Consider the following 25041-nt stretch of genomic DNA (forward strand, 5'->3'; position numbering starts at 1 on the left):
AGTTTGTCCCGCGCACGCCTATCCTGTCAAAAAAATCATATGGTTTGGGAAAATTATCAACAATAAACAATGGCTTATTGTATTTTATTCCCTCTTTTTGTAAAATTTTTTTAAATTTTTCAAAACTCTCTTTTAGTTCAGTTTCAGTATCCTTAAAATTAATCTTTTCAATATTTTCTTTAATTTTTTCAATGTCTTCTGACAATAAAATTCTTAAAGCTTCCATCTGCCCTATTTCCGATTCTACCTTAAGCTCGGCTATTGTTCTATCAATTTCTTTTATTACAAGATTTTTATCAAAACCTATCTTTGAAAATCTTTTTTTGAAAAAATCAGCAAAATCGTCTGCATCACTCCAGTTCCCTCTTGTTATAAAAACCCCTGCTTTGAAAATATTAAATCCATTCATATTTATATGATAACAAATCTGTTTAGGTTATTAAAAACGCACCGATAAATATTGAAATGATTGCTATAATTTTTACCAAAACTATAGACTTACTAACTTCTTCTTTTAAGATTGAGGGAAAAAATCTGCTTAATATTACAGCTATTAACAAAACGAAAATGGTTGAATGGAAGATAGGCTATAAACCAAAGAGGCATAGCCAAATGACAAAGCGATTGTAAGCAAAAGACTTCCAAAGAGGAACAAACCCTTGCTTATAGACATAACAATAATGACTTTTGCTCCAAACTCCTTTATAGATTTTATCAATTCCGGCAAGTAAAAATAAACGATTGGAATTGTCGCGATTGCCACCCCTATTCTCACATAAGCAAAAACTGTCCAATAATCCGTGAAATCCAAAACGTACTTTATTAAAATTATATTTACAGGCAAAATTATTACGCACAATATCGTCTATTTAAAAGCCTTGCTGAATCTTATTTTAGAAAAATCTTTTATTGAAATTAAAATCGCCCCGAGGACTAACAAAAAAATCCCGATATACTTATATATGGTTAAAACCTCGCCTAAAAATATTACTGCATAAAATAGGACAATCAACGATGAAAGATAAGCCAAGGGGACAATCCTTGAGACTTCTTCAACCTGCAAAGCTTTTAGAAAAAATCCATTGGACAAGATGTAAACTATTCCCGCCACAATGGCGAGAAAAATATTAAAATAAGACAAAGAAGAAAGTCCATGGTAAACGGTAATTATTACGCTTATTATCAAACCAAAAAAACCAAGCAATATCATTGGAATAAATGCCTGCTTAATCCACTTAGCAAATATAAATTTATCTATCGTGGCTGAAATTGCCCAGCATAAGGTGGCCAAAATTGAAAGCAAAACCCACATAAATTACTTATCTTATTTATTTTTTTTATTTTTTTTATTTTTTTACTTCTTGAACGCCGAGATCGCGACAAATTTTTTCAGCTAAAAAATTACCACATCCTTGTGTCTGGGAACCGTAGATGATCGCTTAATCAACGGATTAAAAAAGACACTATGCTTAGCGCCTTCTCTAAGAAAAACACACCCATTCTTAACAAGATGTCTGATTAAATCTACTCTTTTCATTAAACAGAGATAGTGAATTGCTCTCTGGCGAAAACCTTGCCGATTTCTTTTTTTACTATCAATCGATTTGTTTCAAGGATTAAAAAAAGCGCTTCTCTAAGATTTTCCCTTGCTTCTTTAATGGTTCTGCCTTGAGTATTAACCCCCGGAATTTCCTCTATCCATCCCAAATACCATTTCCCTCTCTTTTTATATATAGCTGTAAATTTCTGTTTCATATTTTTAATTTTAATAAATAGCCCCTCCCTTGTCAATTATCAATTTCCTTATTTGATTTCTTTATCCAGAGAATTGGAGGGAATAAAGTTTGTAATATTCGCCTTGTTTTTCCATTAATTCCTGATGATTGCCCTGCTCCGCTATTCTTCCATTTTTAAGAACCAAGATCTTATCGGCATTTCTGATTGTGCTCAATCTGTGAGCAATAATAAAAGTGGTTCTGCCTTTGACAAGAACATCCAGCGCTTCCTGAACCAATTTTTCTGTCCTGACATCCAGAGAAGAAGTGGCCTCGTCCAGAATTAAAATCTTCGGCTCGCGGATCAAAGCTCTGGCAATGGCAATTCTCTGCCTTTGTCCGGCAGAAAGCTTAATCCCCCTCTCCCCGACGAATTGATTATATTTTTTGGGAAACTTTTCAATAAAATGGTCGGCGTTGGCCGCCTTGACCGCCTCTATTATTTTTTCATCGGAAACGGAAAATTTACCCAGCCTGATATTATTTTTAATGGTATTGTTGAAAAGAATTATATCCTGCGGGACATAGGCAATATTATCTCTTAAATTTTTTAACTTTAATTTCCTGATGTCGGTTCCGTCAATCATAATCTTTCCTTTATTCGGAATAATGTATAAGGAAAGCAAATCAACTAATGTTGTTTTCCCTTCTCCGCTTCCGCCGATTAAAGCGATTTTTTGGCCGGGGTTGGCGACAAGATTAATCTCGTCTAAAATCATTTTCCCCTTCTTGTAGCCGAAACTTACATTTCGAAATTCAACCTCGCCTTTAACGTCCTTCAAAACAATTCCTTTCTCGTTGTAATTTTCTTTTTTAACCTCCAAAAGCTTTTCCACTCTTTTAATAGCAGTCATTCCGGTTCTGAATATCTGCCACTCATACCCCAGAAGCGTTAATGGCTCATGAAGCAAATCCAAATAACCGAGGAACATTATAAATTCACCGACTGATATCCCGTCGATTTTCAAAAACCATATTCCGCTTCCGAAAACAACGATAAACCCGATGGAATAAAAAACTTTCTCCCATACATCCAAAGATATCCAAAGAAGATTAAAATTCTTCAAAACATTTCCGGCTTTCTCTTTATAATCCTCCCTCGTCATCTTTTTCTGAAATTCTTCAGCTGTGCAAGCCTTTATTGTTTGAGTATTTATAATAGAGTCGTGAAGGTTGCCTGAAGCGCTTTCAAAAACTTTATTGAGATTTTTTTGCGCCTTAATAATCGGGGGAGTTTTGTAAATAATAATCAGAAAATAGCCCAAAACGATAAAAATTGCTCCGAGGGCCAATTTCCATTCAATCGTAAACAAAATTGCGATTCCGATGATGGCCGTCAATACTTGAGGCAAAAACCAAGCCAAGACTTCATCTACGATGGTTTGAATATAATGAGCCGCTCTCTCAATCTTGGAATAAATACCGCCCATTTTCTTGGCTTTATGAAAGCTGATGGGCAATCTTGAAACATGCCATGACGCCAGACAAATTAAATCAGTATAAATATCTATGCCCAAAAAAGTAGTCCCTTGGTCAGATTTTAAATTCAGCAAAACGCCGATAATGTTCAGCGAAAACCATAGGCCTAAAACAGCAAAAATGATGCCCAAATCTGACAAGCCTTCTTGAGTTATATCCACTAATCTTCCGTAAATGTAGGGAACTATTGCCAAGAAAATAGAACTGGCCAAAGAAAGAAACACGAACTTATAAACTTCTTTCTTGTATCCCCTCAGATATTTCCAAATAATTTTTATTTCCCTTAAAAATTCCATAACTCTTTATTATTTATTTAAGTCGGGTTTGGATTGCGTTGCCGGTTAATTCTCTGATGGCGTCGTTGGCGATCCATTTGGCGGTTTTTGACTCCTTCTTCAAAATTTTCTTAGCAACCTCAATGGCCTTTTTATTTAAAACTGCGTTCCGCTTCCCTATCTGCCTCAACGCCCAATTAACAGCCTTTCTGACAAAATTCCTTTCATCATCGGACGCCTTTATGATAATCGGAAAAAAAATTTCAAACTGTTCATTTTTTATTTTTTTATCTTTCACGGCCAGAACAGCCATCAAAGCAAACCCGGCTCTTTTTTCAAATTCACGTTCGCGGGAACTCCATTCAACGCACTTTTCGCAAGCCGGTGGCAACTGCCAAAATAAATTAAGACAAACCCGATCGCAGACATCCCAAGAATCGAAATCCTTTATCCATCGATCCATTTGTTTTTCAGTAAAAATTTTCGGCTCAGCGATTATGCCTGCCAAAATCCTCGCTTCATGAATTCCTGTTTCCCAAAGTTCTTGAGATAATTTACTGTCCTTCCCGATTTCCTTTCCCAACTCCCTCAACTCCGGCATAGAAACCCCTAACATTTTCTTGCCCTGAATGCCAAAACGAGTCATGCCGGCAACATTTTTAGGATTAGAAAATTTTTTAAGTTTTAACAAAACACTCTTAGCTTCCATTTTTAAATTTTAATTTTCTGACCTCTTCTTTCTTCAATAATTTTTTCTATATTGCCTATTTCTTTCCTATAAGCGCAGAAATCGCATTCCTGATTTGCCACCGGAATTGCGTCTTTTGAAAGGCACTTATGGGCGTCAATAATTACTTGGTTCACCCACTCATCGCTTCCTTCATAAGGAATAATTTTAATATCAAATTCTATTTTAGCGTCAAACGAATCTTTGTCCGTATTGCCGTTGCAGTAGACGAAATATCCTGTATTGGAAACCTTAAAATCGTTCTTCCTGAAAAGCCACTGATAAATTTCCATTTGCCTTTTATAGCCCCTCTGCCATTCAGCATCCAAAGAAACTTCTCCGTTTTTTGAAGTCGCCTTATAATCAACTATGGACAACTCTCCTTCAGGATTAACCCAGACATCGTCAATGGCGCCCATTATCGTCAATCCGGTCGGCTCATGAAAATATCTAACGCCGGCCCTTGTGTCGCGCCACTCATTCATTTTTTCGTGCTGAAGAGGAACTAAGTCAAGGCCGTATTGGGTCATCAACGGATGAGCGGTTTTGCCGGCGCGATGAATATCAAATTCTTTTTTCAACAACTTATCAACGGCGCTGTTCAAGGTAAAAGGAAAACCGGGCGGCCGGCTTATGCCCATTCTTAGATCAAGGTAAAAGCACCTCGGACATTCCAAAAACAAATCAATTTTTGAACGGCTTAGCCGAAAAGGCGCTTTGCCTTCCGGATTAAAAATATTATATTCTCTTTTGGGATTATAAAACTGCGACATTTTTTAATTCTATCCCTTTTCCCCTCCCTTTTCAACAAAATCGGGTCGGCAACAGTTAAACATCCCTCGCCACTTGACTTACAAATTTAAAGAGATATAATGATTTTAACTTTTGGATAAACCCAAGAGAAAACTTGCGAGTCGAAGTATCTTGTTTTAAGTAGAGCGACTTCGGAGTTAATTAAAAAGGTCGCTTTAACAAAAAACAAAAACAAAAAAATACTATGGCTTTCGATAACAATCTTCGCCCAATGATTCACGGCAACTGGAAATGTTCTACTTGCGGAGCTGAAATAACAGAACTCCCATTTGAACCATCTCCGGACAGACCGATTTCTTGCAAAGAATGCTGGGCGAAAAAAAGAAATTCCAGTAGAGACAACAGAAGCTTTGCGCCAAGACAAATGGTTCAGGGCAACTGGAAATGCGCTGAATGTGGAGCTGAAATAACAGAACTCCCATTCCAGCCAAAAGATGAATCTACGGTTCACTGCAAAGAATGCTGGATGAAAAAAAGAAACGACAGATAGTCATTCTTTCTTCATCGAGACAAATCCCGCTTTCAGCGGGATTTGTTTTACGCTCCACTCTTAATTTCAATGACATCGCCATCTTTAACGACATAATCTTTGCCCTCGGTGCGAATCAATCCTTTTTCCCTGGCTTGGGAAAAACCGCCGACATCAATCAAGTCTTTCCAGTGAATAACTTCAGCCCTAATAAAATTCTTTTCAAAATCGCTATGTATCGCGCCTCCGGCTTGAGGAGCCTTATCTCCCCTTTTTAATGTCCATGCCCGCGTTTCATCCGGACCGGTGGTCAGAAAAGTTATCAAATCCAGCAATTTATAGGATTCTTTTATTAAATTATCAATTTGCAGATTAGGCGCCAAGCCGAAAGATTCTCTTTCCTCGGGCTTTAAATCAAAGGCTTCAAATTCCGTCAAAACATCAATAAACATATAAGCCCGTTTATTTTTATTAAACAAGTCCAAAACTTCGGCCGGAACATCTTTCCCCACTCCGTTAAAAAGATAAAGCTTCGGCTTCAAAGTTAAAAATTGGTAGCTTCTCAAAATCTTTTGTTCTTCATCGTCCCATGAAAAATCTCGTCCAGAGGACGATCGGCCTATGGCCGAAGTTAAATGCTTCCCTTCCTGAAGAAGAACATAGGCCTTTTTCATCGTCTCCAATTCTTTTATTGCTTCCTTTTTCCCTGCCCGAGCATCCTTTTCCAATCCCTGAATCCTTTTCTCAACCATTTCCATATCCTTCAAAGCCAGCTCTGTTTCCAAAATTTCTTTATCCCTTAAAACGTCTATCGTCGGCTGAACATTAATAATGTTGTCATTCTTGAAACATCTTAAAACATAAATAACGCTGTCAACCTCCCTGATGTTGGCTAAAAATTTATTACCGAGACCCTCCCCCTTACTCGCCCCTTTTACCAATCCGGCAATATCAACAAATTCTACCGTTGCGTAGACCTTTTTAAGCGACTTAGTTAATTCAACTAATTTCTCCACCCTTTCGTCGGGCACGGCCACAACCCCAACATTGGGGTCTATGGTGCAAAAAGGATAATTAGCTTTATCAACTTGTTTTTTTGTAATGGCTTGGAATAAAGTTGACTTGCCGACATTAGGCAACCCGACAATCCCTATTTTCAACGACATATTTCAAAATTTTTAAATTTTAAATTTTAAATTTTTACTATTTTGTGGGGTTCTTTGAAGCCCTTGATTATTCTAATTCTTGAACCGTCTTCTTCCAGCATCTTGAAGAAATCAGTTAATGCTCTTATGACCGCCTTATTGGCCTGTCCCATTATCGGTTTTTCTTTTACCCAAACATCGTAGCTGTCTTCCGCTTTCTTGACTACTTTTGTCTGGTTTGAATCTGCAAATACCCTAACTTTTATCAACATACCTGTCCATTGATCATAACCCAAAATCATCTTCATCGCCAGACAACGCGGATGAAGCCAGCTGGCCGCAGGCGGCTTTTATATTTTGGCCGAAACGATAGCGCCGGGTGGTATGGACCCCCTCTTTTTCCAAAATCTCCTTAAACTGTTCAATCCGCCAAGAAGGAGAAGGAACAAAAACCCCGGTCGGGTTGTAAGAAATCAAATTGACAAAACAAAGAGGTCTTTTCATAATTTTCGCTAATTTATTGACGCAGGAATCAAAATCATTCACGTCTTTTATGAGCAAATACTCAAACATAACTCGGCGTTTCGTTTTTATAATATAATCGTCAACGCTTTTAAGAACACCCTCTAAAGGAGATTTTTCATTAACGGGCATAAGCCTTGAACGCAATTCATCGTCAGGAGCGTGGAGAGAAATAGCCAGATTAACTTGAATTTTTTCCTCGGCTAATTTTTCAATTCCTTCGATTATGCCGGAAGTTGAAATGGAAATGTGACGGGCACCTATATTAAAAGCCTCTTTGCCATTCAGAATCCTTATCACCCCAAGAACGTTTTCATAATTGAGGAAAGGCTCCCCCATCCCCATAAAAACTATATTGGAAACCTTTCCTGCCCGCATCGCTACGCTTTGCTTGCGAAGCGTTGCAGGCGGGTCCTTTTTTAAATAACGGCTGAAAAATAAAACTTGCTCCAAAATTTCATATTGGGCAAGATTTCTCTTAAAGCCTAATTTCCCTGTGGCGCAGAAAGAGCAATTCAAGGGACAGCCGACTTGCGAAAAAACACAGACGGTATTCCGGCTATCTTTGTGCTTCATCAAAACCGACTCAATTACTGCCCCGTCGTTTAATTTAAGCGCAATTTTAATTGTATTTTTATCCTCGGTAAAAAATATTTCCGCATCAATGCCGATGGGACAATCCTCATTCAGTTTTTCCCGTAGAGGCAAGGGCAAGACAAGCGCCTCCTTCCAATCCTCAATCAAATCAACGAACAAACTTCTTTTAGCTTGCTTCAGGCGATAAGCCGGCTCATTTATAAAAACGCTTTCCAATTTTTCCAAATCCATATTCTTAAATTACATAAGGACAGCGACTTCGTTCTCCCTAACCTCCAAAATACCCCTCTCCACTTCCCAGCTGTTTTTCCCGCCGTCTTTTGTTTCTATCCTTATTTGCCCGCTTTTCAAAAAAGTAAGAAGAGGGGCATGATCAGGGAGAATCATCAAATCACCCTCTACCCCCGGCAAAAAAACCGCAGAGACCTCTCCTTGAAAAATAATTTTGTTGATGGCGAATATGCTTAAAAACATTTTTAGATTCTGCTTTTAGATTCTGCCCTTCATATAAAACTCTTCCTCCCTTAAATCATCAAGCTTGCCTGATACAATTTTTTCAAAATCTTCCACTGTCTCTTCTATCTTTAAATATTGCCCCGGTATTCCACTGAAGACCTCAGCAACGTGAAGCGGTTGGGAAAGAAATTTTTGAATTTTCCTGGCCCGATTGACAATCCTCTTATCTTCTTCCGACAACTCTTCCAGTCCTAAAATAGAAATGATGTCTTCCAGTTCCTTATATCTTTTCAAAACCCTAACCACCTCTTTCGCCACTGTGTAATGCCTCTCTCCGACAATTTCCGGCCTTAAAATCATAGAAGAACTTTCCAACACATCAATGGCCGGATAAATTCCCTTGTCAGCTAAAGAACGCGCCAGAACAATTATTCCGTCAAGATGATTAAATATGGAAACAACAGCCGGATCGGTCAAATCGTCAGCCGGAACAAAGACAGCTTGAATGGCGGTTAATGAGCCGTTCTTAGTTGAAGTAATTCTTTCTTCTATTTGAGCTATTTCAGAAAAGAGAGTCGGCTGATATCCTGTTTGGGAAGGAATTCTGCCCAAAAGAGCGGAGACCTCGTTCCCTGCCTGAATAAATCTGAAAATGTTGTCCATAAAAACCAGAACATCTTTATTCTCAACGTCTCTGAAATGTTCAGCCATCGTCAATCCTGTAAAAGGCGTACGGAACCTGACTCCCGATGTTTCGTTCATCTGTCCGAAAACCAAAGCGCAATTTTTCAACACTCCGCTCTTTTCCATCTCCCTGATGATTTCATTTCCCTCCCTTGACCTCTCTCCGATGCCGGCGAAAACCGAGACACCCCTGTGGACTTGAGCGATATTACGGATTAATTCCTGAATAATAACCGTTTTCCCTACTCCCGCTCCGCCAAAAAGGCCTATTTTCCCACCCTTAGGCAAGGGAATTAATAAGTCTATGGCCTTAATTCCTGTTTCTAAAATCTCAATTTTTGTTTTTTGGTCTTTAAAAGCAGGCGATTTTTTATGTATGGACTTCAAGTCCCCTGACTTAAGCGGTCCTTTGCCGTCAATAACTTCTCCCATGGCATTGAAAACCCGACCTAATGTTTCTTTTCCTGTCGGAACCTTCACCGGAGAACCGGAAGAAACAACTTCATCGCTTCTGCTCAAACCGTCGGTGGATCCCAAGGCGACGCACCTGACTCTTCCTCCTCCTAAATGTTGTTCTGTTTCCAGAATCAACTTATTTTTTTGCACCAATAAAGCGTCAAAAATCTGAGGGAGCTTCTCTTCTTCGTCAAATTGAATATCTACTACCGGTCCTAATATTTGAATTATTTTTGCCATAAATTTAAAATTTCTTTAGTCTAAATTTAAATTAAAACTTCTTTTGCCGAAGTAATCTCCAAGAGCTCGCTGGTAATTTGCTCTTGCCTCACCTCATTGTATTTTAATATTAATTTTCTTAATAAATCCTTAGCGTTTTCAGAAGCTCTTTTCATCGCCACCATCCGACTTGAATACTCGGCCGCCTTTGCCCCTAAAACCAAATGATAAACTCTGAATCTGATCAGTAAGGGAATTAATTTTTTAAAAATAATTTCCGGCGACGGCTCAAAAATGTAATCGTAAAACTTTTCTTTCCCTATCTCCGCCTTTCCGGTAACCTTCTCCAATTCTTCAGTGAGCTGTTCAAGATTTGACGGCAGCAGTTCAACCATCTTCGGCTCGTAAATGAATGTGGAAACAAAATGTCCGAAGAAAAAAAGTATTTTTTTGTATTGCTGAGTTTCAAACTGCTCGATCAAAAAATTGCTGATTGGCTTTATATGGTCTATAGAAGGAAAATCGCTTAACCGGACAAATTCTTTTATTACTTTGGCATTTCTTCTTTTGAAAAAATTAATTGTTTTTTTCCCTATGGCAACCACCTCTATTTCCTGTTTGCCGTTGAACTCTTTAATTTTTTCTTCAGCCATTTTCAAGACGCTCTTATTGTAAAATCCGCAAAATCCCCTGTCGGAAGTTAAAACGGCCATCAAAATCCTGTCTCCCTTCCCTTCCTTAAAAAAATCACTTTCAAAACCGCCTCCCTCCTGATATCTCAATAGTCTTGCCAGAATTCCGGAAAATTTAATCGCAAAAGGCCGTGATTCCAAGGCTATCTTCTGGGTTTTCTTCATCTTCATAATTGAAGTCACCTCTATGGCATGGACAATCTCGGATATATTTCCGGTTAAATTTATTTTCTGCTTAATTTTCTGATAACTCATGCCTTTCTAAAATATTCTTTATAATAACTTCCAATTCAGCTTCATTCCCAGGCGATAATTCTTTCTTCTCTTTTATGTCCCTGAAAATTCCCGGGTTCTTCTGCTCAATCTCATAATAAAAGTCTCTCTCAAATTTCCTGACATCGTTCTCTGTTTTCAACTTGGACAGCAATCCCTTAACAGCGGCAAAAATAATAACCGTCTGCTTTTCAAAAGAAAGCGGTTCATGTTCTTTCTGGGATAAAGCTTTGACTAATATTCTTCCCTTCTCTATTTTCTCTTTAGTTTCAGGATCCACCTCGTCAACAAATTGCAAGAAATTTTCTAACTCGCGGAATTGAGCCAATTCCAACTTTAAGTTTCCGCTCACTCTCTTCATCGCCTTAGTCTGGGCGCTGGACCCGACTCTGGAAACCGAAAGCCCGATATTAATTCCCGGCCTGTCTCCCTTCAAGTAAAGATTGTTGTCAAAATAAATTTGGCCGTCGCAAATAGAAATAACATTGGTTGGAATATAAGCGCTGATGTTTCCCTCAAGCGTTTCAATGATCGGCAAAGCGGTGATGGATCCATTATTCCATTTCTCGGAAAATCTGCCGGCTCTTTCCAATAACCTTGAATGAAGATAAAAAATATCTCCCGGGTAAGCCTCTCTTCCCGGCGGTCTTCTTAATATGAGAGATATTTCCCTCCATGAAAAAGCGTGGTTTGTCAGATTATCAAAAATAATCAAAACATCCTTGCCCTTGTCGCGGAAATATTCCGCCATAGCCATTCCTGTGTAAGGAGCCAGATAACGCAATGAAGACGGAGAAGAAGATGAGGCAGAAACAATGATTGTATAATCCAATGCTCCTTTTTCTTTTAAGAACTTGATTTGCTGGGATAAATTAGCTTCCCTTCCTCCGATTTCAACGTAAATGCAGATCGGCCTATTCTGTTCGTTTTTTTGATTCAGAATAACGTCCAGAGCTATATCTGTTTTAGGCACACTTCTGTCTCCCAGAAACAATTCTCTCTGCCCTCTGCCGACGGGAATCAAGCTATCAATTATTTTTATTCCAGTATACAAAGGCGTGCTGATGGGCTCCCTTTCCATTACCGACGGAGCGATTTTCTCCGCAGGATAAAAATCTTGGGCGTTAATTTTTTCCTTTCCGTCAATCGGCTTTCCTATGGCATTGATTACTCTGCCCAAAAATTCCTCGCCGACCGGCACAAATAAAGTTTTTTTAGTTCCCCTAACGATATCCCCCTGCTTTATATTTTCACAATTATCAAATAAAATAGCTCCTACATTTTCCTCTTCTACGCTCACAATCAATCCTTTTTTTTCCTGTCCATTGTTTTCAATGGTTATCACTTCCTGATTCTCGGCATTCAAAAGACCTCTGATTTTCAGAACCCCATCTTTAACCTCCACCACCTCGCCGACATCCTCTTTTCTCGGCAGAGTATCCATCCGCTCTATTTCCTCTTTTAACCTGTTTATAATATCCATACTTATTAAATTTTGTTAAAAATTTTATTTAATGTTTTCTTGACTGACGCATCAATTAAAAGTGTTCTGTTTTTTATTATAAATCCGCCGATAATTTCTTCGTCAATCCTTACTTTCCAATCCCCGCCGTTATTAAAGTATTTTTTTGTTCCCGCTTTAATGGCTTCTATCATCTTTGGATTAGTCGGACGGCTTAAAATTAATTGATTTTGCTTTGATTCTTTAATCTTCTCCAATTCCTTAACTATTTCCTTCAAAAGATGTTTTTTCTTTTTCTCTTTTAATACCGCTAAAAATTTTTCCGCTATGTCTTCTTTCCCCGCCATCCCTTCCCATAAAATTTCCGCTAATTTTTTAGTTAAATAAGCCATATTTTTATATATTGGAGATTGCTTCTTCAATAATTTTCCCGTCTTTTTTCTCGTCAATTTTCTCCTTTAAAATCTTCTCCACCACCGCCTCTGTTACACTCAAAAAATCTTTCTGAAAATCTCTTTTCATCTGCTCGCGCTCTGTGTAAACCTGCTCCCTCCCTTCAATTAAAATTATTCCCTTCTCTTTTTCCGCCTCGCTTAAAATTCTTCTTTGTTCTTTTTTAGCTCGCTCTTCAGCCTCTTCCAATATCTGCTCTTTTTTCCCCTCTGCTTTCTTGACTATTTCGCCGGCCCGGCCTTGAGCATCCTTCAACATCTGCTCTGCTTCTTGAGCGTCTTTCAATCCTTTCTCGATTTTCTCCCTCCTTTTTTTTAATATCTCTGAAAATGGCTTCAATGCGAATGTTTTAAGCAAAAACAGCGCAATTAAAAGATTGATGATTTGAAAAAGCAAAATTTTCCAATTTATGCCAAAGACATCTAAAACACTCATATTGTTTTTTTATTGCCAGCTCCTGATTAAGAAACCCATTACTAAACTGTAAATCGCCATAACTTCAGTAAGAGTGATGGCTAAAATGGCGTAAACTAACACCTTTGACGATGCTTCCGGATTTCTACCGATGGCGTTAACCAAAGCATTGCCGATGATTCCGATTCCGATTGCCGCTCCGCCGGCTCCCAATCCGACGCAGACAGCGATAGCTAAATTGATAATTGCATCCATAGTTAGTATCAAGTATTCAGTATTAAGTATTAAGCGACAAGCGTTAACCTTGCTATTTAATACTTACTACTTTCTACTTAACAATTTTATTTAATTGATTATTTATTATAATTCTAGTACATCGCAGGCTAATACATAGAATATTACCAGAAGAGTGGAAAAAATGAAAGCCTGCAGTAAACCGACGAAAATCTCAAAAAATAAAATGGGGACGGGAACTAAAAGAGGAATAGAGGAATAGGCTAAGGTTAAAATCACTTCGCCGGCAAAAAGATTGCCAAAAAGCCGAAAAGCCAAAGATATTGTTTTGGTAAATTCCCCAACAAACTCAAAAACCCCGATGATAAAATTAGGCGCGCTTTTAAAATTCAAAAACTTCTGCGAATATCTCAACCAACCCAGATTCCTCAAGGCCAGAAAATGAATTGTAGTCATGGCCACAAAAGACAGGGCTAAGCCGAAGTTCAAATCCGAGCTCGGAGAGCGGGAAATACTAAAGACCCCTAAACCGGGGAGTAATTCAAAAAGATTGGAGATCAGGATTAAAAAAAATATGGTAATCGCCAGAGGGAAAATTTCTTTTGTTCTCTTTTCATCTTGAGTGATGCTGTCCATAAAACCGCCTATGCTTTCCAGCATCCACTCAAAAAAATTCTGTAAAAAATTGGGAACCTCTTCCCTTTTCCTGAAAGCCAAATAAAAAATAAAAACCAAAACAGCGCTTAAAACAAAAATAAGAGCCAATGTGTTGGTGATGGTAAAAAAATTATTAGAAAAAATTTCTTTTGCCGGTAACGACAATTCGCTTAAATCCATATCGTCCATTATGCCACAAAACTCCCCCTTCTGCAATATTATTATTCGTTATCCATGAATTGGGTGGATTTGAGAAACTTTAAAGGGTCTATGCTTAAGAAGACGTCCGGACGGCTGATTTTTATTGAAAAATGAAGATGAGGAGCTATTGAGTAGCCGGTATTCCCTGATAAGCCGATAACATCTCCCTCCTTCACATTCTGACCTTTCGTAAATTTGTATTTGTTCAAATGGAGATAGAGCGAATAGATTCCCAAACCATGGTCAATGATTATTGTTTTCCCGTAATCAATCAGCTCTTCTGAAAACACAACCCTGCCGTCGTTCACAGCATAGACAGGAGTATCCTCATCAGCCTCAAGGTCAACTCCCAAATGCTGAAGTGTTATATCGTTGCTTTTCCTTATACTCCCGAATAATCCCACGACCTCAATTTTTTTTAAAGGGAAAATAAACGGCTTATTGAAAAAAGCCGTCGGAGTGTAAATCTTAAAAACATCATAAATACTGACATTGTCTTTTTGGGCAATGTTTTGAGAGATGTTTGATGGAGTATAGCCTTTTTCCTCCAATTCTTTCATCACCGCTAATTCTGTTATCGGAAAATTCCTTTCAGCAACGGCTATATTTTTTCCAAAAACCTCATCCCCTAAATTAACAGACAGCTTATACTTTCCCGGTTCCTTCTTGACGCTTGCCCCGGTAATGCCGAGCCAATCACTATTTTGTAACTTAGAAAATGGGACTTGTTCATCGCCGAATGTTGCTGTAATTTCTTTAAAATCTTTTTCGGTTTTTATTCTGATCGCCAATGTATCTCCTTGGGCCAAAGTATTAGAGGAAAGGAAAACCTGCCAAGGGTAAATTTCTTCAAGCAAGCTCGCCCCCTCTTTAACGGGAAAATAATAAAAAATAAAGAAAATAAAGCAGATGGAGAGAAGAAATGATAAAAAAATTTTGAGAATCATTATTTTATTTTATCAAAATTTAGCTGATTTGACGATTAAAAACAAAAACCCGCGCAATTATGCGCGGGATTTTGCCTAAAGAACCGGCTATTAAGCAATAGCTACGTTTATGGCGTTTGGTCCTTTTGGAGATTCAGCTTTATCAAAAGACACTCTGTCTCCGATATTCAAGTCTTCAAAACTCAATCCGGCCACGAGAGAGTTCTTGTGAAAGAACAAATCTTTCGCTTCTCCCTCAATGGTAATAAATCCAAATCCTTTTTCTTTAACGAGATTTTTGATTACTCCTTCCATGTGATTGTGAAATTAAATTAATTAATTAGTTTTCCAAATAAACTCGACGAGCTTTTTATCAGACAACTACTTACCTGAACATGTTAGCATTTTAAAAATATCCTGTCAAATTTTTATGATTGGTATTTTTGCTTGATGACTTCGCGCAGGACTTCTTCCGCCTTCTTAATGCTTTCATCATCTATGACGGAAATCGCAATCACCGGCTTATTTATGGCCTTCAGTTGAGATATTTTTTGAATAACCTCTTTTTCTCCGAGCAAATCAGCCTTAGTCAGAAAAACATACTCTGCTTTATTCAATAATTCTTTATTGTAAGTGCCAAGCTCATTTCTGATAACTTGATAATCCTTTAGCGGATTAGGCGAATCAGCGGAGATAAAATGGAAAAGAGTTTTTGTCCTTTCAATGTGCCTTAAAAATTTGAAGCCAAGCCCTTTTCCGCCTGAAGCTCCCTCAATCAATCCGGGAATATCAGCCAGAATCAATTCATAATAAACGCCAAGATTAGGATTAAGAGTTGTAAAGGGATAATTAGCCACCTTGCTTTTGGCGTTGGTGATTCTGTTCAGAAAGCTTGATTTGCCGACATTAGGCAAGCCGATAAGGCCGACATCAGCTATTAATTTAAGCTCTAATCTAAATTCATATTCTTGTCCCATAGCTCCGTCTTGAAATTCTATCGGCGTGGTGTTAGTTGAAGAACGAAATTTAAAATTGCCCCTGCCTCCCTCCCCTCCTTTGGCGACCAAAAAGCTCTGGCCGATGGAAACGATTTCAGAATCCTGTCCGGTTAATAAATTATGGATTACCGTCCCGACCGGCACTTTTAAAACCAAATCTTCGGCATCAGCGCCGTCGTTCAGCGACCTCTTTCCCCTTTCCCCATTTTCAGCTTCCAATTCTTTTTTATAGCGAAACTGAAGAAGAGCGCTTAAATCAGAAACGCCCTCAAAGTAAACGCTCCCGCCTCTGCCGCCGTCTGCGCCCGTAGGACCAAGGCGCATTTTAATATTATTAAATGCTACTGCCCCGTCGCCACCCCGTCCGGCTTTTACTTTAATTTTTACATCATCAATTAACATACATTTACGCTGTTGCCTGCGGAATATCCGGTGCTCCAGCAAATTTGAAGATTATAACCGCCTGTCGGCCCGTCCAAATCAATTATTTCTCCTGCGAAAAATAAATTCCCAATTTTCCCGGACCGCATTGTTTTAGAATCTATTTCTTTCAAATCCACTCCCCCGCTTGTCGCCTTCGCCTGTTCAAAGCCAAGCAAGCCAAACTGTTAATTTTAAACCTTTTAATAATCCAATGAGCTTCTCTCTTTCTTTTTTGGTTATGGCGTTTAATTTCTTTTCCGGATTTATCTTGCTGAAAATAATTATCGGGCCGCTCAATTTCTGCGGAAGCTGTTTGGATAAATAATTCTCAAGACTTTTATTGGTCCTAAAATCTTTTTGCAATATCTTGTCCAACTCCAAAACATCTAAAGATGGCTTAAAATCAATTTTTAAAACCACTTCCCCTGTTTCCAACAGCTCCCCTATTTTTTTGCTTAAATCAAGAATCAGCGGTCCGCTCAAGCCAAAATGAGTGAACAATATCTCTCCAATTCTTGAATCTTGCTTTTTATTTTTCTGAAAAATAGCCACCCTTACATTCTCCAAACTCAATCCCTGAAGATTTCTGACCCAATCTTCCCGAATTTCTATCGGAGTCAAAATTGGCCGAATCTTTATGATTTTATGCCCCATTTCCTCCGCCCATTCATAACCCTTGCCGTCTGCCCGCAATGCTTTCGGCATAGCCGAAACAGACGGGTTGGAACCCATTTCAGGATAAGACCTTCCTCCTGTAGTCAAAATAAATGATCCGGCGGATATCTCTCCTGATTTCAATAACGCTTTTCTGATTATACCATCCTTTACATCAAAACCGACAACTTCCTCCCCTAATAATAATTTAACTTTGTTTTTACTTAAATATCCGGATAAAACATTAAGGACGTCTTGAGCTCTGTCTGAAACAGGAAAAATCCGGCCGTTTTTTCTGTTTTAGTTTTTAATCCTCTTTCCTCAAAAAATCTCACGACTTCTTCCGGGCCGAAGACGGAAAGAGCGGAAAAAAGAAACTGGCCGTTCTTCCCCAGTTTTTCAATAAATTTCCTATCGTCAAATTCCGCTTGAGAAATATTACAGCGCCCATTACCGCTCATCATTAGTTTTCTCCCTAAATTCAAATTCTTCTCAATCAGAACAACTCTGGCGCCAAGTTCAGCCACTCTGCCGGCCACCATCATTCCGGCCGGTCCGCCGCCGATAACCGCCACATCAAATTCCCCTTGCATTCCTTTGGTTATTTTTTTAATGATTTTTTGTTTATCAGGTTTTTGATGAGGTCAATGGTTGCGAGGATTACTCCGGCTCCCATGAACGAATAACCGAACAAGCGGTTATCGCCGAAAAAAATCCCCAGAAGCACCAGAACGAAAGCGAAAGTCGCCAATCTGGAAATTTCAACTTCAGGCTTAATTCTTTTGTTCAAAAACAAAAATCCGGCTATAACAGCTAAAGAAGCGATGGATATTATAATAAAAATTTCTACCATAGCGGTGTAATTAATTTAAGGATGGATTTTGAGGAGGAAGAGGTGGCTCCGAATTCTTAGGCGCGACAACAACAGGACTGGATTTCAAATTAATGACTGCCATTACCAGAAGCAAGATGATAAAGAAATAAGGAATGCTGAAATCACCAATAATCTTTACAATAATATAATTAAATAGAAATGTAATAATGATCGGCAACGTCATCAAATGCATTCCCATCTGATATGCCTTTCCGTATCCAATTTCAATTTTCTTAGTTCTGGCGATAATCCAAATCGGGATAGTGGCGAATAAAAGATAAAGAAGAACAAAAACGTATCCGGTAAAAATTACCGACCATGCACCAATTACAATTATCGGATAAATTAATTTAAAAAAAGGAGTTATCTTATCAAGAAAAGAAGATATCATGCCCTTATTCAACGTAAAATCAGGAGCTTGATTCAACGGCATCATTTTTATAGTTGCGTCATCGTCATAACAAATAAAACTGTCCCGGGCTAAAAGACACTCCGTTTGATAATTTTTAAAATTTTCTATGTTAAATAAATCTTTAGTATCAAGAACAAGAATATTTTCTTTATTATTCTCCAACGATTCCGACTGCCATTCATCAGGCATAGCGACGAAATAAGGTTCATTAACGTTTGTTGACGCCTTGCCGTTCTTAATAACGATTTCCAGACCGTCCGGATATTGTTTTAATACTTCATCAACGGCTTTATCTAAAAATGATTTGACACTCGGAATAGCGGTGAAAGAAAAAATAAGCATCCCCAAAAAAGAGATAAAAAGAATGAGAGAAAAGTAATATTTTAAAGAATAAGAAAACGGCTTATTAATCAGCTGGCCATAATAATCAGAGTTATAAATACTGTCTTTTATTTTTTTAAAAAATTCCATATTTTTTAATTAATTAGTTGATGAAGGTTAGGGCTTTGCCTTTTTTGTCACCTCGACCGGTTCTTCCTATACGATGAACATAATCGTCGTAAGTTGCCGGGGTGTCATAATTAATAACATGGCTGATGTCAGCAATATCAAGGCCTCTGGCTGCAACGTCGGTGGCGACTAAGACCTGAATTCGTCCCTGCTTGAAAAGACCGAGAGCGCGCTGGCGCTTTGATTGCGTTTTATTGCCGTGAATTGATTCTGATTTAAATCCCCTATTCATCAATTCTTTGGAAAGCTTTTCCGCCCCATGCTTAGTTCTGGCAAAAACAAGCACCTTGCTGAAATCATTCTGGTTAAGCAAGCCATGGAGGGTTTCAAGTTTCCCTGATTCGCCTTTGACATGGATAACGTCCTGATCAATGTTCTTTGCCGTATCCCCTGTCTTGACTGATATCCGGACAGGCTCTTTACAAAAGTCTTTAATGAGTTTTTCAATTTCATGAGAAACCGTTGCCGAAAAGAATAAGGTGTGGCGGTCTGCCGGCATAGCGGAAACTACCGAGCGCATATCAGCGATAAAGCCCATATCAAGCATCCTGTCCGCTTCATCGAGAACGATTGTTTTGAATTGAAAAAGTTTTATTCTGCCTCTGTTTATAATATCCTTTAAACGCCCCGGAGTTCCGATAATAAAATTATAGTGACGATAAAGGTCAGAAAGTTGCCTTCCGATGCCGACTCCGCCGATGCAACAAACAGAAGATATCTGCATCCCCATGGAAAATTCTTTCAACTCCTGATCTATCTGCAGAGCAAGCTCTCTGGTAGGAATAACAATAAGAACCTTCTGATTTCTATCTGACAACACTTTATTAATCAACGGAATAATAAAAGCGCCTGTCTTGCCTGTCCCGGTATTGGCAATTCCCACCACGTCAGCGCCCTTGAGAATATAAGGAATGGTTCTGTCTTGGATGGGGGTCGGCGTAGTATATTTCTTGGCTATAATCGCGCGCTTAAGGCGGTCATCTATTTGGAAATCATTGAAGGCGTGTTCAGGAATAAAACGTTCAACTTCTTCAGTGATTATTGCCTTATTAATAAATTTAGAAGCATCAATATGCTCGCCCCTAAAAGCCCCTCCCTGTTTTTTTTCAGCGAAACGGGAAAAAGTTCCCTTACGAAACGAAGAGGGTCTATTGAGAGGTCTCTGCGACCCCCTATTGTAATTAAAACTTTTATACATGTTTTTTCTTCTTTGCCGCCAGCATAGCTCTTTTCACAGCTAATCTCTTTTTAGTTTTATGAGAATGAGATTTTTTCTGCTTGCCTACTCCTGTGGATCTTTTTGCCATAAATTTATATATTTAGTTTAATTATATAATCTTCGAGATTGTTTTCCAATGTTTCTTCAGATCCTGCGCCAATTCTTTTATCTCTTCGTGGCCGGCTTTCATCCCTTTCTCGTACTTTGAGGCAACGGAATCAATAATTTCGTGATAAATCGGCTCACTTACTTCGCGAGCCGCTTCAAGTTTCTCAATAACATCGCCCTTCATCTTGATGGCCCACGCCTTAGCGTGCTTCTGATTCTTTTTTCCTTTTGGTCCGAAGAAAAAATAAGCTGTTGCCGCTAAGCTGGCAATACTGGCGCCGAGGACAGCTACTTTCGCCGCGTCTAAACTCCTTTTTGCTGTTTTCTTTTCCATAATTTTTGATTTTGTTTTTTAATTATTAAATACTATTTCATTTATGACTGTTTTTTGCTTTATCTTTTTTCGTTGCCGACCGCCTGCTTCTCTGTGCAAGGGGGAAGAAGAGTCGAAAAATCATATTGCCCTCCAGACGTTCCTTGAGTTCAGCAATAAATTCTTCTGATTCCTTAAAGTCGCCCTTGAGCGCCTCTGAAAGCAAATGGAGATTTCTTCTGGCTTTAATTAAGTAAAACAAAAGAACGGAAACTAAAATCGCCAAGACGACCATTGTCACGGAAGAGATAAAAAAGAAAATATCAGCCTTCATTAAAGATTCCATAAATTAACATTATCATGTTTTCCAAAAAATCTCTAATCCCAAAACCGCTTTTATTTTGAGGCGAGGGGGAGGTGGACTGTGAAATGAGAACCGACCCCTTCAATGCTTTCAACGGTAATCTTCCCCTGCATCCTCTTAATGAGCTCCAAGGTTATCCAAAGACCAAGCCCTGTCCCTATGACATTTTTCGTATAATCATTTTTAATCCGATAAAATTTTTGAAAAAGATTAGCTTGGTCTTCCGAAGACATTCCAATCCCGGTATCAGCAACGGTTATTAAGAATTTATCCTTTTTGACAACCACGCTGACGCTAATTGCCCCTTTTTCCGTATACTTAATGGCATTACTTATCAGATTCACCAACACCTGCTTAAATCTGTCCTGGTCAGCTTTAATCTGAAGAACCGTTTGCGGAGAAACATAATTTAAGGCGAGTCCTTTTTGCATAGCTGAAGAACGCATTTCCTCCAAAGACTGGGAAATAATCGGACCGGGGTCAAAAATAGTCATCTCTATGGGCAATCTATTTCCTTCTATCCGCGACACTTCAAGAACATCCTCAACAAGATTATTGAGCCGTTGAGCTGACAATGAAATATTTTCAATATAATGGCCGGCCATTGCCGCGTCTTTTTCCGTCTTAAGCAAATCAAGATATCCTTTTATAGCCGTCAAAGGAGAACGAAGCTCATGGCTCGCCATTGATATGAACATATCTTTCATTTTATCCACTTCCTTAAGTTTGGTAACAGTAAGGACATATCCCAAAAGCCTTGCCTGATTAGCTATCAGAAGAATTACGAACAAAATCGTCAAAATTAAAATCAGATTGGAATCATTGATCGTTTTGTTTATGAGGGCATCTGATTCTTTAAGAGAAAAAGACATGTCAATCAGCCCTATTTTCTTGCCGGAAATATCAGAAAGGGATTTTGTCACTTCCCAAAATCTTCCATCATTTCCCCTGTCAAGAAAAGCAATCCCTTCCGGATTATTCCAGGCCAGAAGATTCTGAGTTTGCCCTTCCTGCTTTTGCCCGATGATATTTTTATTGCCGGAAGCTATTATTTCAAACTCCTCTCCTCCTTCCTGCGGTTTTAGGATTGATAAGGAAATAATCTCTTTGTTGTCATTCATAATCCGGTCTATGGAGGACTGAATGGCCGGCATATCCGAAAACTGATTCTGGATCAAGGTGTTAATTGTATTTTCAACCAACACTGCTTTTTTTTGCATAATCTTGTCTATATTTTTCTCGTAATTGGAATTAATCAGATAACTATTTATGAAAAAAGCCACCGGTATCAAAATAACAAGAAAAAGAGAGTAAGTGATGCTTAAATTTTCTTTTATAAATGAAATTGCGTTTGAAAAAATATTATTCATATTTATTCAGCCTTTTTCATTTTTATCAAACCGATGGCCAAAAGCGAAACAGAAATTCCTACCAACCCTATAGCGATGAAGATTAAGTAATTCCCCTCAAACCAAGCCTTTGTCGGAGAAATTTCCTTTTCTTTTTTTTCACCTCCCGTTAAAGAAGGAATATATATTGTAGTGGCTTCAGCGGTTTGCACAAATAAAATCGGCTCGCTTTTAGCTGTAACCTTTCCGGTATTGTCGGCTACTGCGACATAGACCTCGTGATTTCCCTCTTCCAGCGGTTTATCAAGAGTATAAGACCAATCGCCATTAGAATCGGTTTTTATCGTTAAGACAATCGGATCGCTGTATATAAAAACAGTTATATAAATATTGGGTAAGGCTTTGCCACTTATCTTCAAGGCGCTTGTCCCCTCTTCTGTCTTTACCATTTCAACATTAGTAACTTGATACAATTCCTTTTTAACCTCGCCTGAATCCTTAGGGCTTTCAAAAATTATTGTATCGCTTTTTGTTTCAGAACCGCTCAATAACGGATTGCGGCCATCTTGTATTTCATTGGCGTCAACATAACCGTCGCGATCAGAGTCAGAACTTTTAGGATTAGTGCCGAAACGATACTCTTCGTTATTACTCAAACCGTCTTTGTCCGGATCAGCAAGACCGCCACAAGTATTCTCATTTAAACAAGTTTCAGAATTAAAATAATATTTTTGCCAATCCTCATTCGTTCTATCGTTAAAATTTGACGGACTAACTACTCCCGGCATCAATACCGATTGAGGCGCCGGCGCCAGAACATTTACGGAAATAGTCGGTTGAGGAATTATCGTTGAAGAATCGCATTTTTGATATAAAACCGGGTTGTTTGTCCGGCAGCCCGATGGAGATTCAGATAAAATCATTCTCGTTTTTACTCCTGAAACGCAATCGCTCCAAGCGCTATAACCGTAGACACACGGCTCAACATTGACAACGGTTGTTGCGCCTTCAATATTTTTAACTCCTTCGGTATTTTTAATAATATCGGTTCCGGTATTGGTTTCAACGCCAGTTGTAGGAGTTATAATGGTCGTGTCTTTAGTAGCGCTATCTTTAGTATCAACAGGCTTAATGTCGGTTGCTTCAATTTTAGTCGTTCCGGTACTGATTGGAACCGGAACGGTTATGATTGGCTTTACATAAAAACATTTTTGCTGGACAACAGGTTCAATTACTCGCTGGCAATTGATCGGTGTTTCGCTATACTCTCTTGTTTGTATTCCCGAACTGACGCATGGTTCCCAATCATTATAAGTGTAGACACAGGGAACAACAGCTGTGTTTCCCGTGACGGTTGTTTGTTGAGACAACAAATCCTGCGCCTGATTTAAACGCTCCAATAAAGAATTAAGTTCGGCCTCCAATTCCGCTTGCGTAGAAGAGAAAGTTATTGAAGGGAGAACTGATAAACAAATAAAAATAGTAATTATGAAATAAAAATATTTTTTCATTTTTTATGTAATTTAATTGATATGTTTTTATTCTATCAAAAAAATCTCTTCCTTGAAAGAAAAGAATCGTCGTGGGGTCTAATCACCGTGGGGTCTGACCCCTGTAAAATGTCTGTTGTCTAACTTCTCTAATTGTTCGACCGTCAATCGCAAAACCTCTTTAAATGTCTTGCAGGAACGTTGCTCGACAATTTCTTTATTAATTTTCCAGTGATTCTCCAAAAAAACCAAACGTCATAAACGTCGTGGCTCGTCTTGCCGATCCGCTCATGCATGGCCATTAATTTATGCGCGAACATATCTTCCTGAACCATAACCAACATTGAAATACCCAACAAAGTCTTTAAATCATATCTTGAACTGAACTGCCTGCGATTGATTTCGACTTTAATTCTCTGCGCGCCGGGCGCATACGAAAGAATATTCAACAAATTGAATTTCTTAATTCTTGATTCTACCACTGTTCCATAGTTAGTAATTATTTTTTGGATCTTCTCGAATACTTCCGTTTCTTTTCCCTCGTTTAACAAATCTAAATCCAAATCAACAGAATCACGAGTCAAACCATAGAACAATAAAGCAGCTGTACCGCCCTTGAATCCCAAATGGGGAGAGATGGAAGTATCGGAATAAATATCCTTTAAAATCTGCAATAAAATGTTTCTATGCTTTGAGTAATCTAATTTCATATTTTTTCTGGTTTAGAGGGCTGATCGCTTTCGTAATGATCAAAGTATTGCTTAACTTTCTTTTCCATCCGCTTATTATTGTAAATAGGTAAAATCTCGAACACCTTATTCCAATCCAAAGCATTCAAATTATCGAAATGATAATCTTTGCTTACATAAATTCTGTCCAAAAATGCGCGCTCTTTGGTGGCCATAGCGATGTCGTCAGGATGCTCAATGCCGGCTGTATTGCTCAAAACATAATCTTTCATCCGGATAAACGAAATCTTCTGATCTCCGGCCTCAATATCTCTGGTCACATACGAGGCGACAAAAATATTGCCATAAAATTGGAAATTAATTCCGGCTCTTGTTAAAACAGTTTCGAAGCTGATATAAGAGGGGGTATAGATACGGGTCGCCAATTCGAATCTATTGTAATTTTTATCTTTAGCGTAAATACCTTGATGAATTCTTATTAATTTTCCGGTTTTAACATAGTTATTCAATCTGACTCTAACGGCATTCTCGGCTTCTTCACCCCACAACAAAACAACGTCTTTGACTGAAAAGACGGTTTTGGCGGATCTTAATAAAACATCGATGTATTGGCCCTTTGTTGGTTTATTATTCATAATACTGACTGTTAGTTATGTTTAATCCGTAGATTTACCTTTGAATCCGAACACTGTATGATAAAAAGAAAAAT

33 protein-coding genes and 2 pseudogenes are annotated in these 25041 nt (G+C 38.4%); 2 read left to right on the forward strand and 33 right to left on the reverse strand.

Features of this window, described 5'->3' with window-relative positions:
- From COS96_01190 to COS96_01220, 7 genes and pseudogenes are all read right to left on the reverse strand, one after another.
- The coding region (locus COS96_01190) for a hypothetical protein (GenBank protein ID PIU43998.1) at window positions 1–409 on the reverse strand (409 nt) is incomplete at its 3' end.
- Window positions 410–865: 456 nt separating this feature from the next.
- Window positions 866–1312: a hypothetical protein gene (locus COS96_01195; GenBank protein ID PIU43999.1), complete on the reverse strand. Its 447-nt coding sequence runs from the start codon at window positions 1310–1312 to the stop codon at window positions 866–868.
- Window positions 1313–1346: 34 nt separating this feature from the next.
- A pseudogene (locus tag COS96_01200) lies at window positions 1347–1537 on the reverse strand (addiction module toxin, HicA family).
- Window positions 1537–1755: a HicB family protein gene (locus COS96_01205; protein PIU44000.1), complete on the reverse strand. Its 219-nt coding sequence runs from the start codon at window positions 1753–1755 to the stop codon at window positions 1537–1539. Before COS96_01205 ends, COS96_01200 begins: the two are co-directional and overlap by 1 nt.
- A gap of 61 nt (window positions 1756–1816) precedes the next feature.
- Window positions 1817–3550, reverse strand: a complete 1734-nt coding sequence (locus COS96_01210) for a hypothetical protein (GenBank protein ID PIU44001.1) — start codon at window positions 3548–3550, stop codon at window positions 1817–1819.
- Window positions 3551–3563: 13 nt separating this feature from the next.
- The gene (locus COS96_01215) at window positions 3564–4238 is read right to left on the reverse strand and encodes a DNA alkylation repair protein (protein ID PIU44002.1); all 675 of its coding nucleotides are present in this window, start codon (window positions 4236–4238) and stop codon (window positions 3564–3566) included.
- Window positions 4239–4240: 2 nt separating this feature from the next.
- A complete protein-coding gene (locus COS96_01220) occupies window positions 4241–5029 on the reverse strand; it encodes a hypothetical protein (GenBank protein PIU44003.1) in 789 nt (262 codons plus the stop codon).
- Between the two features lie 224 nt (window positions 5030–5253).
- Here COS96_01220 and COS96_01225 point away from each other — a divergent pair.
- Together COS96_01225 and COS96_01230 are read left to right on the forward strand one after the other, a co-directional pair.
- Window positions 5254–5379 (forward strand): annotated as a pseudogene (locus tag COS96_01225) (hypothetical protein).
- A 54-nt stretch (window positions 5380–5433) separates the two neighbouring features.
- A complete protein-coding gene (locus COS96_01230) occupies window positions 5434–5559 on the forward strand; it encodes a DNA-directed RNA polymerase (GenBank protein ID PIU44029.1) in 126 nt (41 codons plus the stop codon).
- Between the two features lie 47 nt (window positions 5560–5606).
- Here COS96_01230 and COS96_01235 read toward each other — a convergent pair whose 3' ends face one another.
- The 26 genes from COS96_01235 to COS96_01360 form a co-directional block, all read right to left on the reverse strand.
- Entirely contained in the window at window positions 5607–6698 is a 1092-nt protein-coding gene (locus COS96_01235; protein PIU44030.1) for a redox-regulated ATPase YchF, read from the reverse strand.
- A gap of 32 nt (window positions 6699–6730) precedes the next feature.
- Window positions 6731–6991, reverse strand: coding sequence for a hypothetical protein (locus COS96_01240; protein PIU44004.1), 261 nt, complete (start codon window positions 6989–6991; stop codon window positions 6731–6733).
- Entirely contained in the window at window positions 6969–8033 is a 1065-nt protein-coding gene (rlmN, locus tag COS96_01245) for a 23S rRNA (adenine(2503)-C(2))-methyltransferase RlmN (protein ID PIU44005.1), read from the reverse strand. Before rlmN ends, COS96_01240 begins: the two co-directional genes overlap by 23 nt.
- A gap of 9 nt (window positions 8034–8042) precedes the next feature.
- Window positions 8043–8276 carry an ATP synthase F1 subunit epsilon gene (gene atpC, locus COS96_01250; protein ID PIU44006.1) on the reverse strand — a complete coding sequence of 78 codons (234 nt, stop codon included), beginning with the start codon at window positions 8274–8276 and terminating at the stop codon, window positions 8043–8045.
- Window positions 8277–8291: 15 nt separating this feature from the next.
- On the reverse strand, window positions 8292–9638 hold the full coding sequence (locus tag COS96_01255) for a F0F1 ATP synthase subunit beta (GenBank protein ID PIU44007.1): 1347 nt from the start codon (window positions 9636–9638) through the stop codon (window positions 8292–8294).
- A 26-nt stretch (window positions 9639–9664) separates the two neighbouring features.
- A complete protein-coding gene (gene atpG, locus COS96_01260; protein ID PIU44008.1) occupies window positions 9665–10564 on the reverse strand; it encodes an ATP synthase F1 subunit gamma in 900 nt (299 codons plus the stop codon).
- Window positions 10545–12065: a F0F1 ATP synthase subunit alpha gene (locus tag COS96_01265; GenBank protein ID PIU44009.1), complete on the reverse strand. Its 1521-nt coding sequence runs from the start codon at window positions 12063–12065 to the stop codon at window positions 10545–10547. Before COS96_01265 ends, atpG begins: the two co-directional genes overlap by 20 nt.
- Window positions 12066–12070: 5 nt before the next feature.
- On the reverse strand, window positions 12071–12436 hold the full coding sequence (locus COS96_01270) for a hypothetical protein (GenBank protein PIU44010.1): 366 nt from the start codon (window positions 12434–12436) through the stop codon (window positions 12071–12073).
- Window positions 12437–12440: 4 nt separating this feature from the next.
- Window positions 12441–12932 (reverse strand): ATP synthase F0 subunit B, encoded by a 492-nt coding sequence (atpF, locus tag COS96_01275; GenBank protein ID PIU44011.1) that lies wholly within the window; start codon window positions 12930–12932, stop codon window positions 12441–12443.
- Window positions 12933–12941: 9 nt separating this feature from the next.
- Window positions 12942–13166, reverse strand: coding sequence for a hypothetical protein (locus COS96_01280; GenBank protein ID PIU44012.1), 225 nt, complete (start codon window positions 13164–13166; stop codon window positions 12942–12944).
- A gap of 105 nt (window positions 13167–13271) precedes the next feature.
- The gene (gene atpB, locus COS96_01285; GenBank protein PIU44013.1) at window positions 13272–13991 is read right to left on the reverse strand and encodes an ATP synthase F0 subunit A; all 720 of its coding nucleotides are present in this window, start codon (window positions 13989–13991) and stop codon (window positions 13272–13274) included.
- 32 nt (window positions 13992–14023) lie between these two features.
- Window positions 14024–14950: a hypothetical protein gene (locus tag COS96_01290; protein PIU44014.1), complete on the reverse strand. Its 927-nt coding sequence runs from the start codon at window positions 14948–14950 to the stop codon at window positions 14024–14026.
- A 90-nt stretch (window positions 14951–15040) separates the two neighbouring features.
- On the reverse strand, window positions 15041–15244 hold the full coding sequence (locus tag COS96_01295; GenBank protein PIU44015.1) for a cold-shock protein: 204 nt from the start codon (window positions 15242–15244) through the stop codon (window positions 15041–15043).
- Between the two features lie 113 nt (window positions 15245–15357).
- A complete protein-coding gene (locus COS96_01300) occupies window positions 15358–16329 on the reverse strand; it encodes a GTPase ObgE (GenBank protein PIU44016.1) in 972 nt (323 codons plus the stop codon).
- Window positions 16323–16526, reverse strand: coding sequence for a hypothetical protein (locus COS96_01305; GenBank protein PIU44017.1), 204 nt, complete (start codon window positions 16524–16526; stop codon window positions 16323–16325). The genes COS96_01300 and COS96_01305 overlap by 7 nt, the downstream gene beginning before the upstream one ends.
- Window positions 16513–17286, reverse strand: a complete 774-nt coding sequence (locus tag COS96_01310) for a hypothetical protein (GenBank protein PIU44018.1) — start codon at window positions 17284–17286, stop codon at window positions 16513–16515. Before COS96_01310 ends, COS96_01305 begins: the two co-directional genes overlap by 14 nt.
- Window positions 17229–17597 carry a hypothetical protein gene (locus COS96_01315; GenBank protein ID PIU44019.1) on the reverse strand — a complete coding sequence of 123 codons (369 nt, stop codon included), beginning with the start codon at window positions 17595–17597 and terminating at the stop codon, window positions 17229–17231. The genes COS96_01310 and COS96_01315 overlap by 58 nt, the downstream gene beginning before the upstream one ends.
- A gap of 8 nt (window positions 17598–17605) precedes the next feature.
- The gene (locus COS96_01320; protein PIU44020.1) at window positions 17606–17857 is read right to left on the reverse strand and encodes a hypothetical protein; all 252 of its coding nucleotides are present in this window, start codon (window positions 17855–17857) and stop codon (window positions 17606–17608) included.
- Window positions 17858–17867: 10 nt separating this feature from the next.
- Window positions 17868–18761, reverse strand: coding sequence for a hypothetical protein (locus COS96_01325; GenBank protein PIU44021.1), 894 nt, complete (start codon window positions 18759–18761; stop codon window positions 17868–17870).
- 13 nt (window positions 18762–18774) lie between these two features.
- Window positions 18775–19998 carry an ATP-dependent helicase gene (locus tag COS96_01330; protein PIU44022.1) on the reverse strand — a complete coding sequence of 408 codons (1224 nt, stop codon included), beginning with the start codon at window positions 19996–19998 and terminating at the stop codon, window positions 18775–18777.
- A 130-nt stretch (window positions 19999–20128) separates the two neighbouring features.
- A complete protein-coding gene (locus COS96_01335) occupies window positions 20129–20461 on the reverse strand; it encodes a hypothetical protein (protein PIU44023.1) in 333 nt (110 codons plus the stop codon).
- Between the two features lie 37 nt (window positions 20462–20498).
- Window positions 20499–20786: a hypothetical protein gene (locus tag COS96_01340; protein PIU44024.1), complete on the reverse strand. Its 288-nt coding sequence runs from the start codon at window positions 20784–20786 to the stop codon at window positions 20499–20501.
- A gap of 50 nt (window positions 20787–20836) precedes the next feature.
- Window positions 20837–22174 carry a hypothetical protein gene (locus COS96_01345; protein PIU44025.1) on the reverse strand — a complete coding sequence of 446 codons (1338 nt, stop codon included), beginning with the start codon at window positions 22172–22174 and terminating at the stop codon, window positions 20837–20839.
- 2 nt (window positions 22175–22176) lie between these two features.
- A complete protein-coding gene (locus tag COS96_01350; protein ID PIU44026.1) occupies window positions 22177–23664 on the reverse strand; it encodes a hypothetical protein in 1488 nt (495 codons plus the stop codon).
- A gap of 143 nt (window positions 23665–23807) precedes the next feature.
- Complete coding sequence (locus COS96_01355; GenBank protein PIU44027.1) at window positions 23808–24353, reverse strand: hypothetical protein; 546 nt, start codon at window positions 24351–24353, stop codon at window positions 23808–23810.
- Complete coding sequence (locus COS96_01360) at window positions 24350–24967, reverse strand: hypothetical protein (protein ID PIU44028.1); 618 nt, start codon at window positions 24965–24967, stop codon at window positions 24350–24352. The genes COS96_01355 and COS96_01360 overlap by 4 nt, the downstream gene beginning before the upstream one ends.
- Window positions 24968–25041: the final 74 nt, after the last annotated feature.

Source organism: Candidatus Nealsonbacteria bacterium CG07_land_8_20_14_0_80_39_13, from assembly GCA_002779355.1.
GTDB lineage: Bacteria > Patescibacteriota > Minisyncoccia > Minisyncoccales.

What these genes read in the sequence shown, in the direction of transcription:
- COS96_01290 (PIU44014.1), bottom strand. Translation starts at nt 14,950, where the DNA reads ATGATTCTCAAAATTTTTTTATCATTTCTTCTCTCCATCTGCTTTATT.
- COS96_01335 (PIU44023.1), bottom strand. Translation starts at nt 20,461, where the DNA reads ATGGAAAAGAAAACAGCAAAAAGGAGTTTAGACGCGGCGAAAGTAGCT.
- COS96_01205 (PIU44000.1), bottom strand. Translation starts at nt 1,755, where the DNA reads ATGAAACAGAAATTTACAGCTATATATAAAAAGAGAGGGAAATGGTAT.
- rlmN (PIU44005.1), bottom strand. Translation starts at nt 8,033, where the DNA reads ATGGATTTGGAAAAATTGGAAAGCGTTTTTATAAATGAGCCGGCTTAT.
- COS96_01210 (PIU44001.1), bottom strand. Translation starts at nt 3,550, where the DNA reads ATGGAATTTTTAAGGGAAATAAAAATTATTTGGAAATATCTGAGGGGA.
- COS96_01265 (PIU44009.1), bottom strand. Translation starts at nt 12,065, where the DNA reads ATGGATATTATAAACAGGTTAAAAGAGGAAATAGAGCGGATGGATACT.
- atpB (PIU44013.1), bottom strand. Translation starts at nt 13,991, where the DNA reads ATGGACGATATGGATTTAAGCGAATTGTCGTTACCGGCAAAAGAAATT.
- COS96_01220 (PIU44003.1), bottom strand. Translation starts at nt 5,029, where the DNA reads ATGTCGCAGTTTTATAATCCCAAAAGAGAATATAATATTTTTAATCCG.
- COS96_01270 (PIU44010.1), bottom strand. Translation starts at nt 12,436, where the DNA reads ATGGCTTATTTAACTAAAAAATTAGCGGAAATTTTATGGGAAGGGATG.
- COS96_01345 (PIU44025.1), bottom strand. Translation starts at nt 22,174, where the DNA reads ATGAATAATATTTTTTCAAACGCAATTTCATTTATAAAAGAAAATTTA.
- atpC (PIU44006.1), bottom strand. Translation starts at nt 8,276, where the DNA reads ATGTTTTTAAGCATATTCGCCATCAACAAAATTATTTTTCAAGGAGAG.
- COS96_01240 (PIU44004.1), bottom strand. Translation starts at nt 6,991, where the DNA reads ATGAAGATGATTTTGGGTTATGATCAATGGACAGGTATGTTGATAAAA.
- COS96_01195 (PIU43999.1), bottom strand. Translation starts at nt 1,312, where the DNA reads ATGTGGGTTTTGCTTTCAATTTTGGCCACCTTATGCTGGGCAATTTCA.
- COS96_01355 (PIU44027.1), bottom strand. Translation starts at nt 24,353, where the DNA reads ATGAAATTAGATTACTCAAAGCATAGAAACATTTTATTGCAGATTTTA.
- COS96_01255 (PIU44007.1), bottom strand. Translation starts at nt 9,638, where the DNA reads ATGGCAAAAATAATTCAAATATTAGGACCGGTAGTAGATATTCAATTT.
- atpF (PIU44011.1), bottom strand. Translation starts at nt 12,932, where the DNA reads ATGAGTGTTTTAGATGTCTTTGGCATAAATTGGAAAATTTTGCTTTTT.
- COS96_01360 (PIU44028.1), bottom strand. Translation starts at nt 24,967, where the DNA reads ATGAATAATAAACCAACAAAGGGCCAATACATCGATGTTTTATTAAGA.
- COS96_01295 (PIU44015.1), bottom strand. Translation starts at nt 15,244, where the DNA reads ATGGAAGGAGTAATCAAAAATCTCGTTAAAGAAAAAGGATTTGGATTT.
- atpG (PIU44008.1), bottom strand. Translation starts at nt 10,564, where the DNA reads ATGAGTTATCAGAAAATTAAGCAGAAAATAAATTTAACCGGAAATATA.
- COS96_01280 (PIU44012.1), bottom strand. Translation starts at nt 13,166, where the DNA reads ATGGATGCAATTATCAATTTAGCTATCGCTGTCTGCGTCGGATTGGGA.
- COS96_01330 (PIU44022.1), bottom strand. Translation starts at nt 19,998, where the DNA reads ATGTATAAAAGTTTTAATTACAATAGGGGGTCGCAGAGACCTCTCAAT.
- COS96_01300 (PIU44016.1), bottom strand. Translation starts at nt 16,329, where the DNA reads ATGTTAATTGATGATGTAAAAATTAAAGTAAAAGCCGGACGGGGTGGC.
- COS96_01340 (PIU44024.1), bottom strand. Translation starts at nt 20,786, where the DNA reads ATGGAATCTTTAATGAAGGCTGATATTTTCTTTTTTATCTCTTCCGTG.
- COS96_01215 (PIU44002.1), bottom strand. Translation starts at nt 4,238, where the DNA reads ATGGAAGCTAAGAGTGTTTTGTTAAAACTTAAAAAATTTTCTAATCCT.
- COS96_01350 (PIU44026.1), bottom strand. Translation starts at nt 23,664, where the DNA reads ATGAAAAAATATTTTTATTTCATAATTACTATTTTTATTTGTTTATCA.
- COS96_01325 (PIU44021.1), bottom strand. Translation starts at nt 18,761, where the DNA reads ATGGAATTTTTTAAAAAAATAAAAGACAGTATTTATAACTCTGATTAT.
- COS96_01315 (PIU44019.1), bottom strand. Translation starts at nt 17,597, where the DNA reads ATGCAAGGGGAATTTGATGTGGCGGTTATCGGCGGCGGACCGGCCGGA.
- COS96_01230 (PIU44029.1), top strand. Translation starts at nt 5,434, where the DNA reads ATGGTTCAGGGCAACTGGAAATGCGCTGAATGTGGAGCTGAAATAACA.
- COS96_01320 (PIU44020.1), bottom strand. Translation starts at nt 17,857, where the DNA reads ATGGTAGAAATTTTTATTATAATATCCATCGCTTCTTTAGCTGTTATA.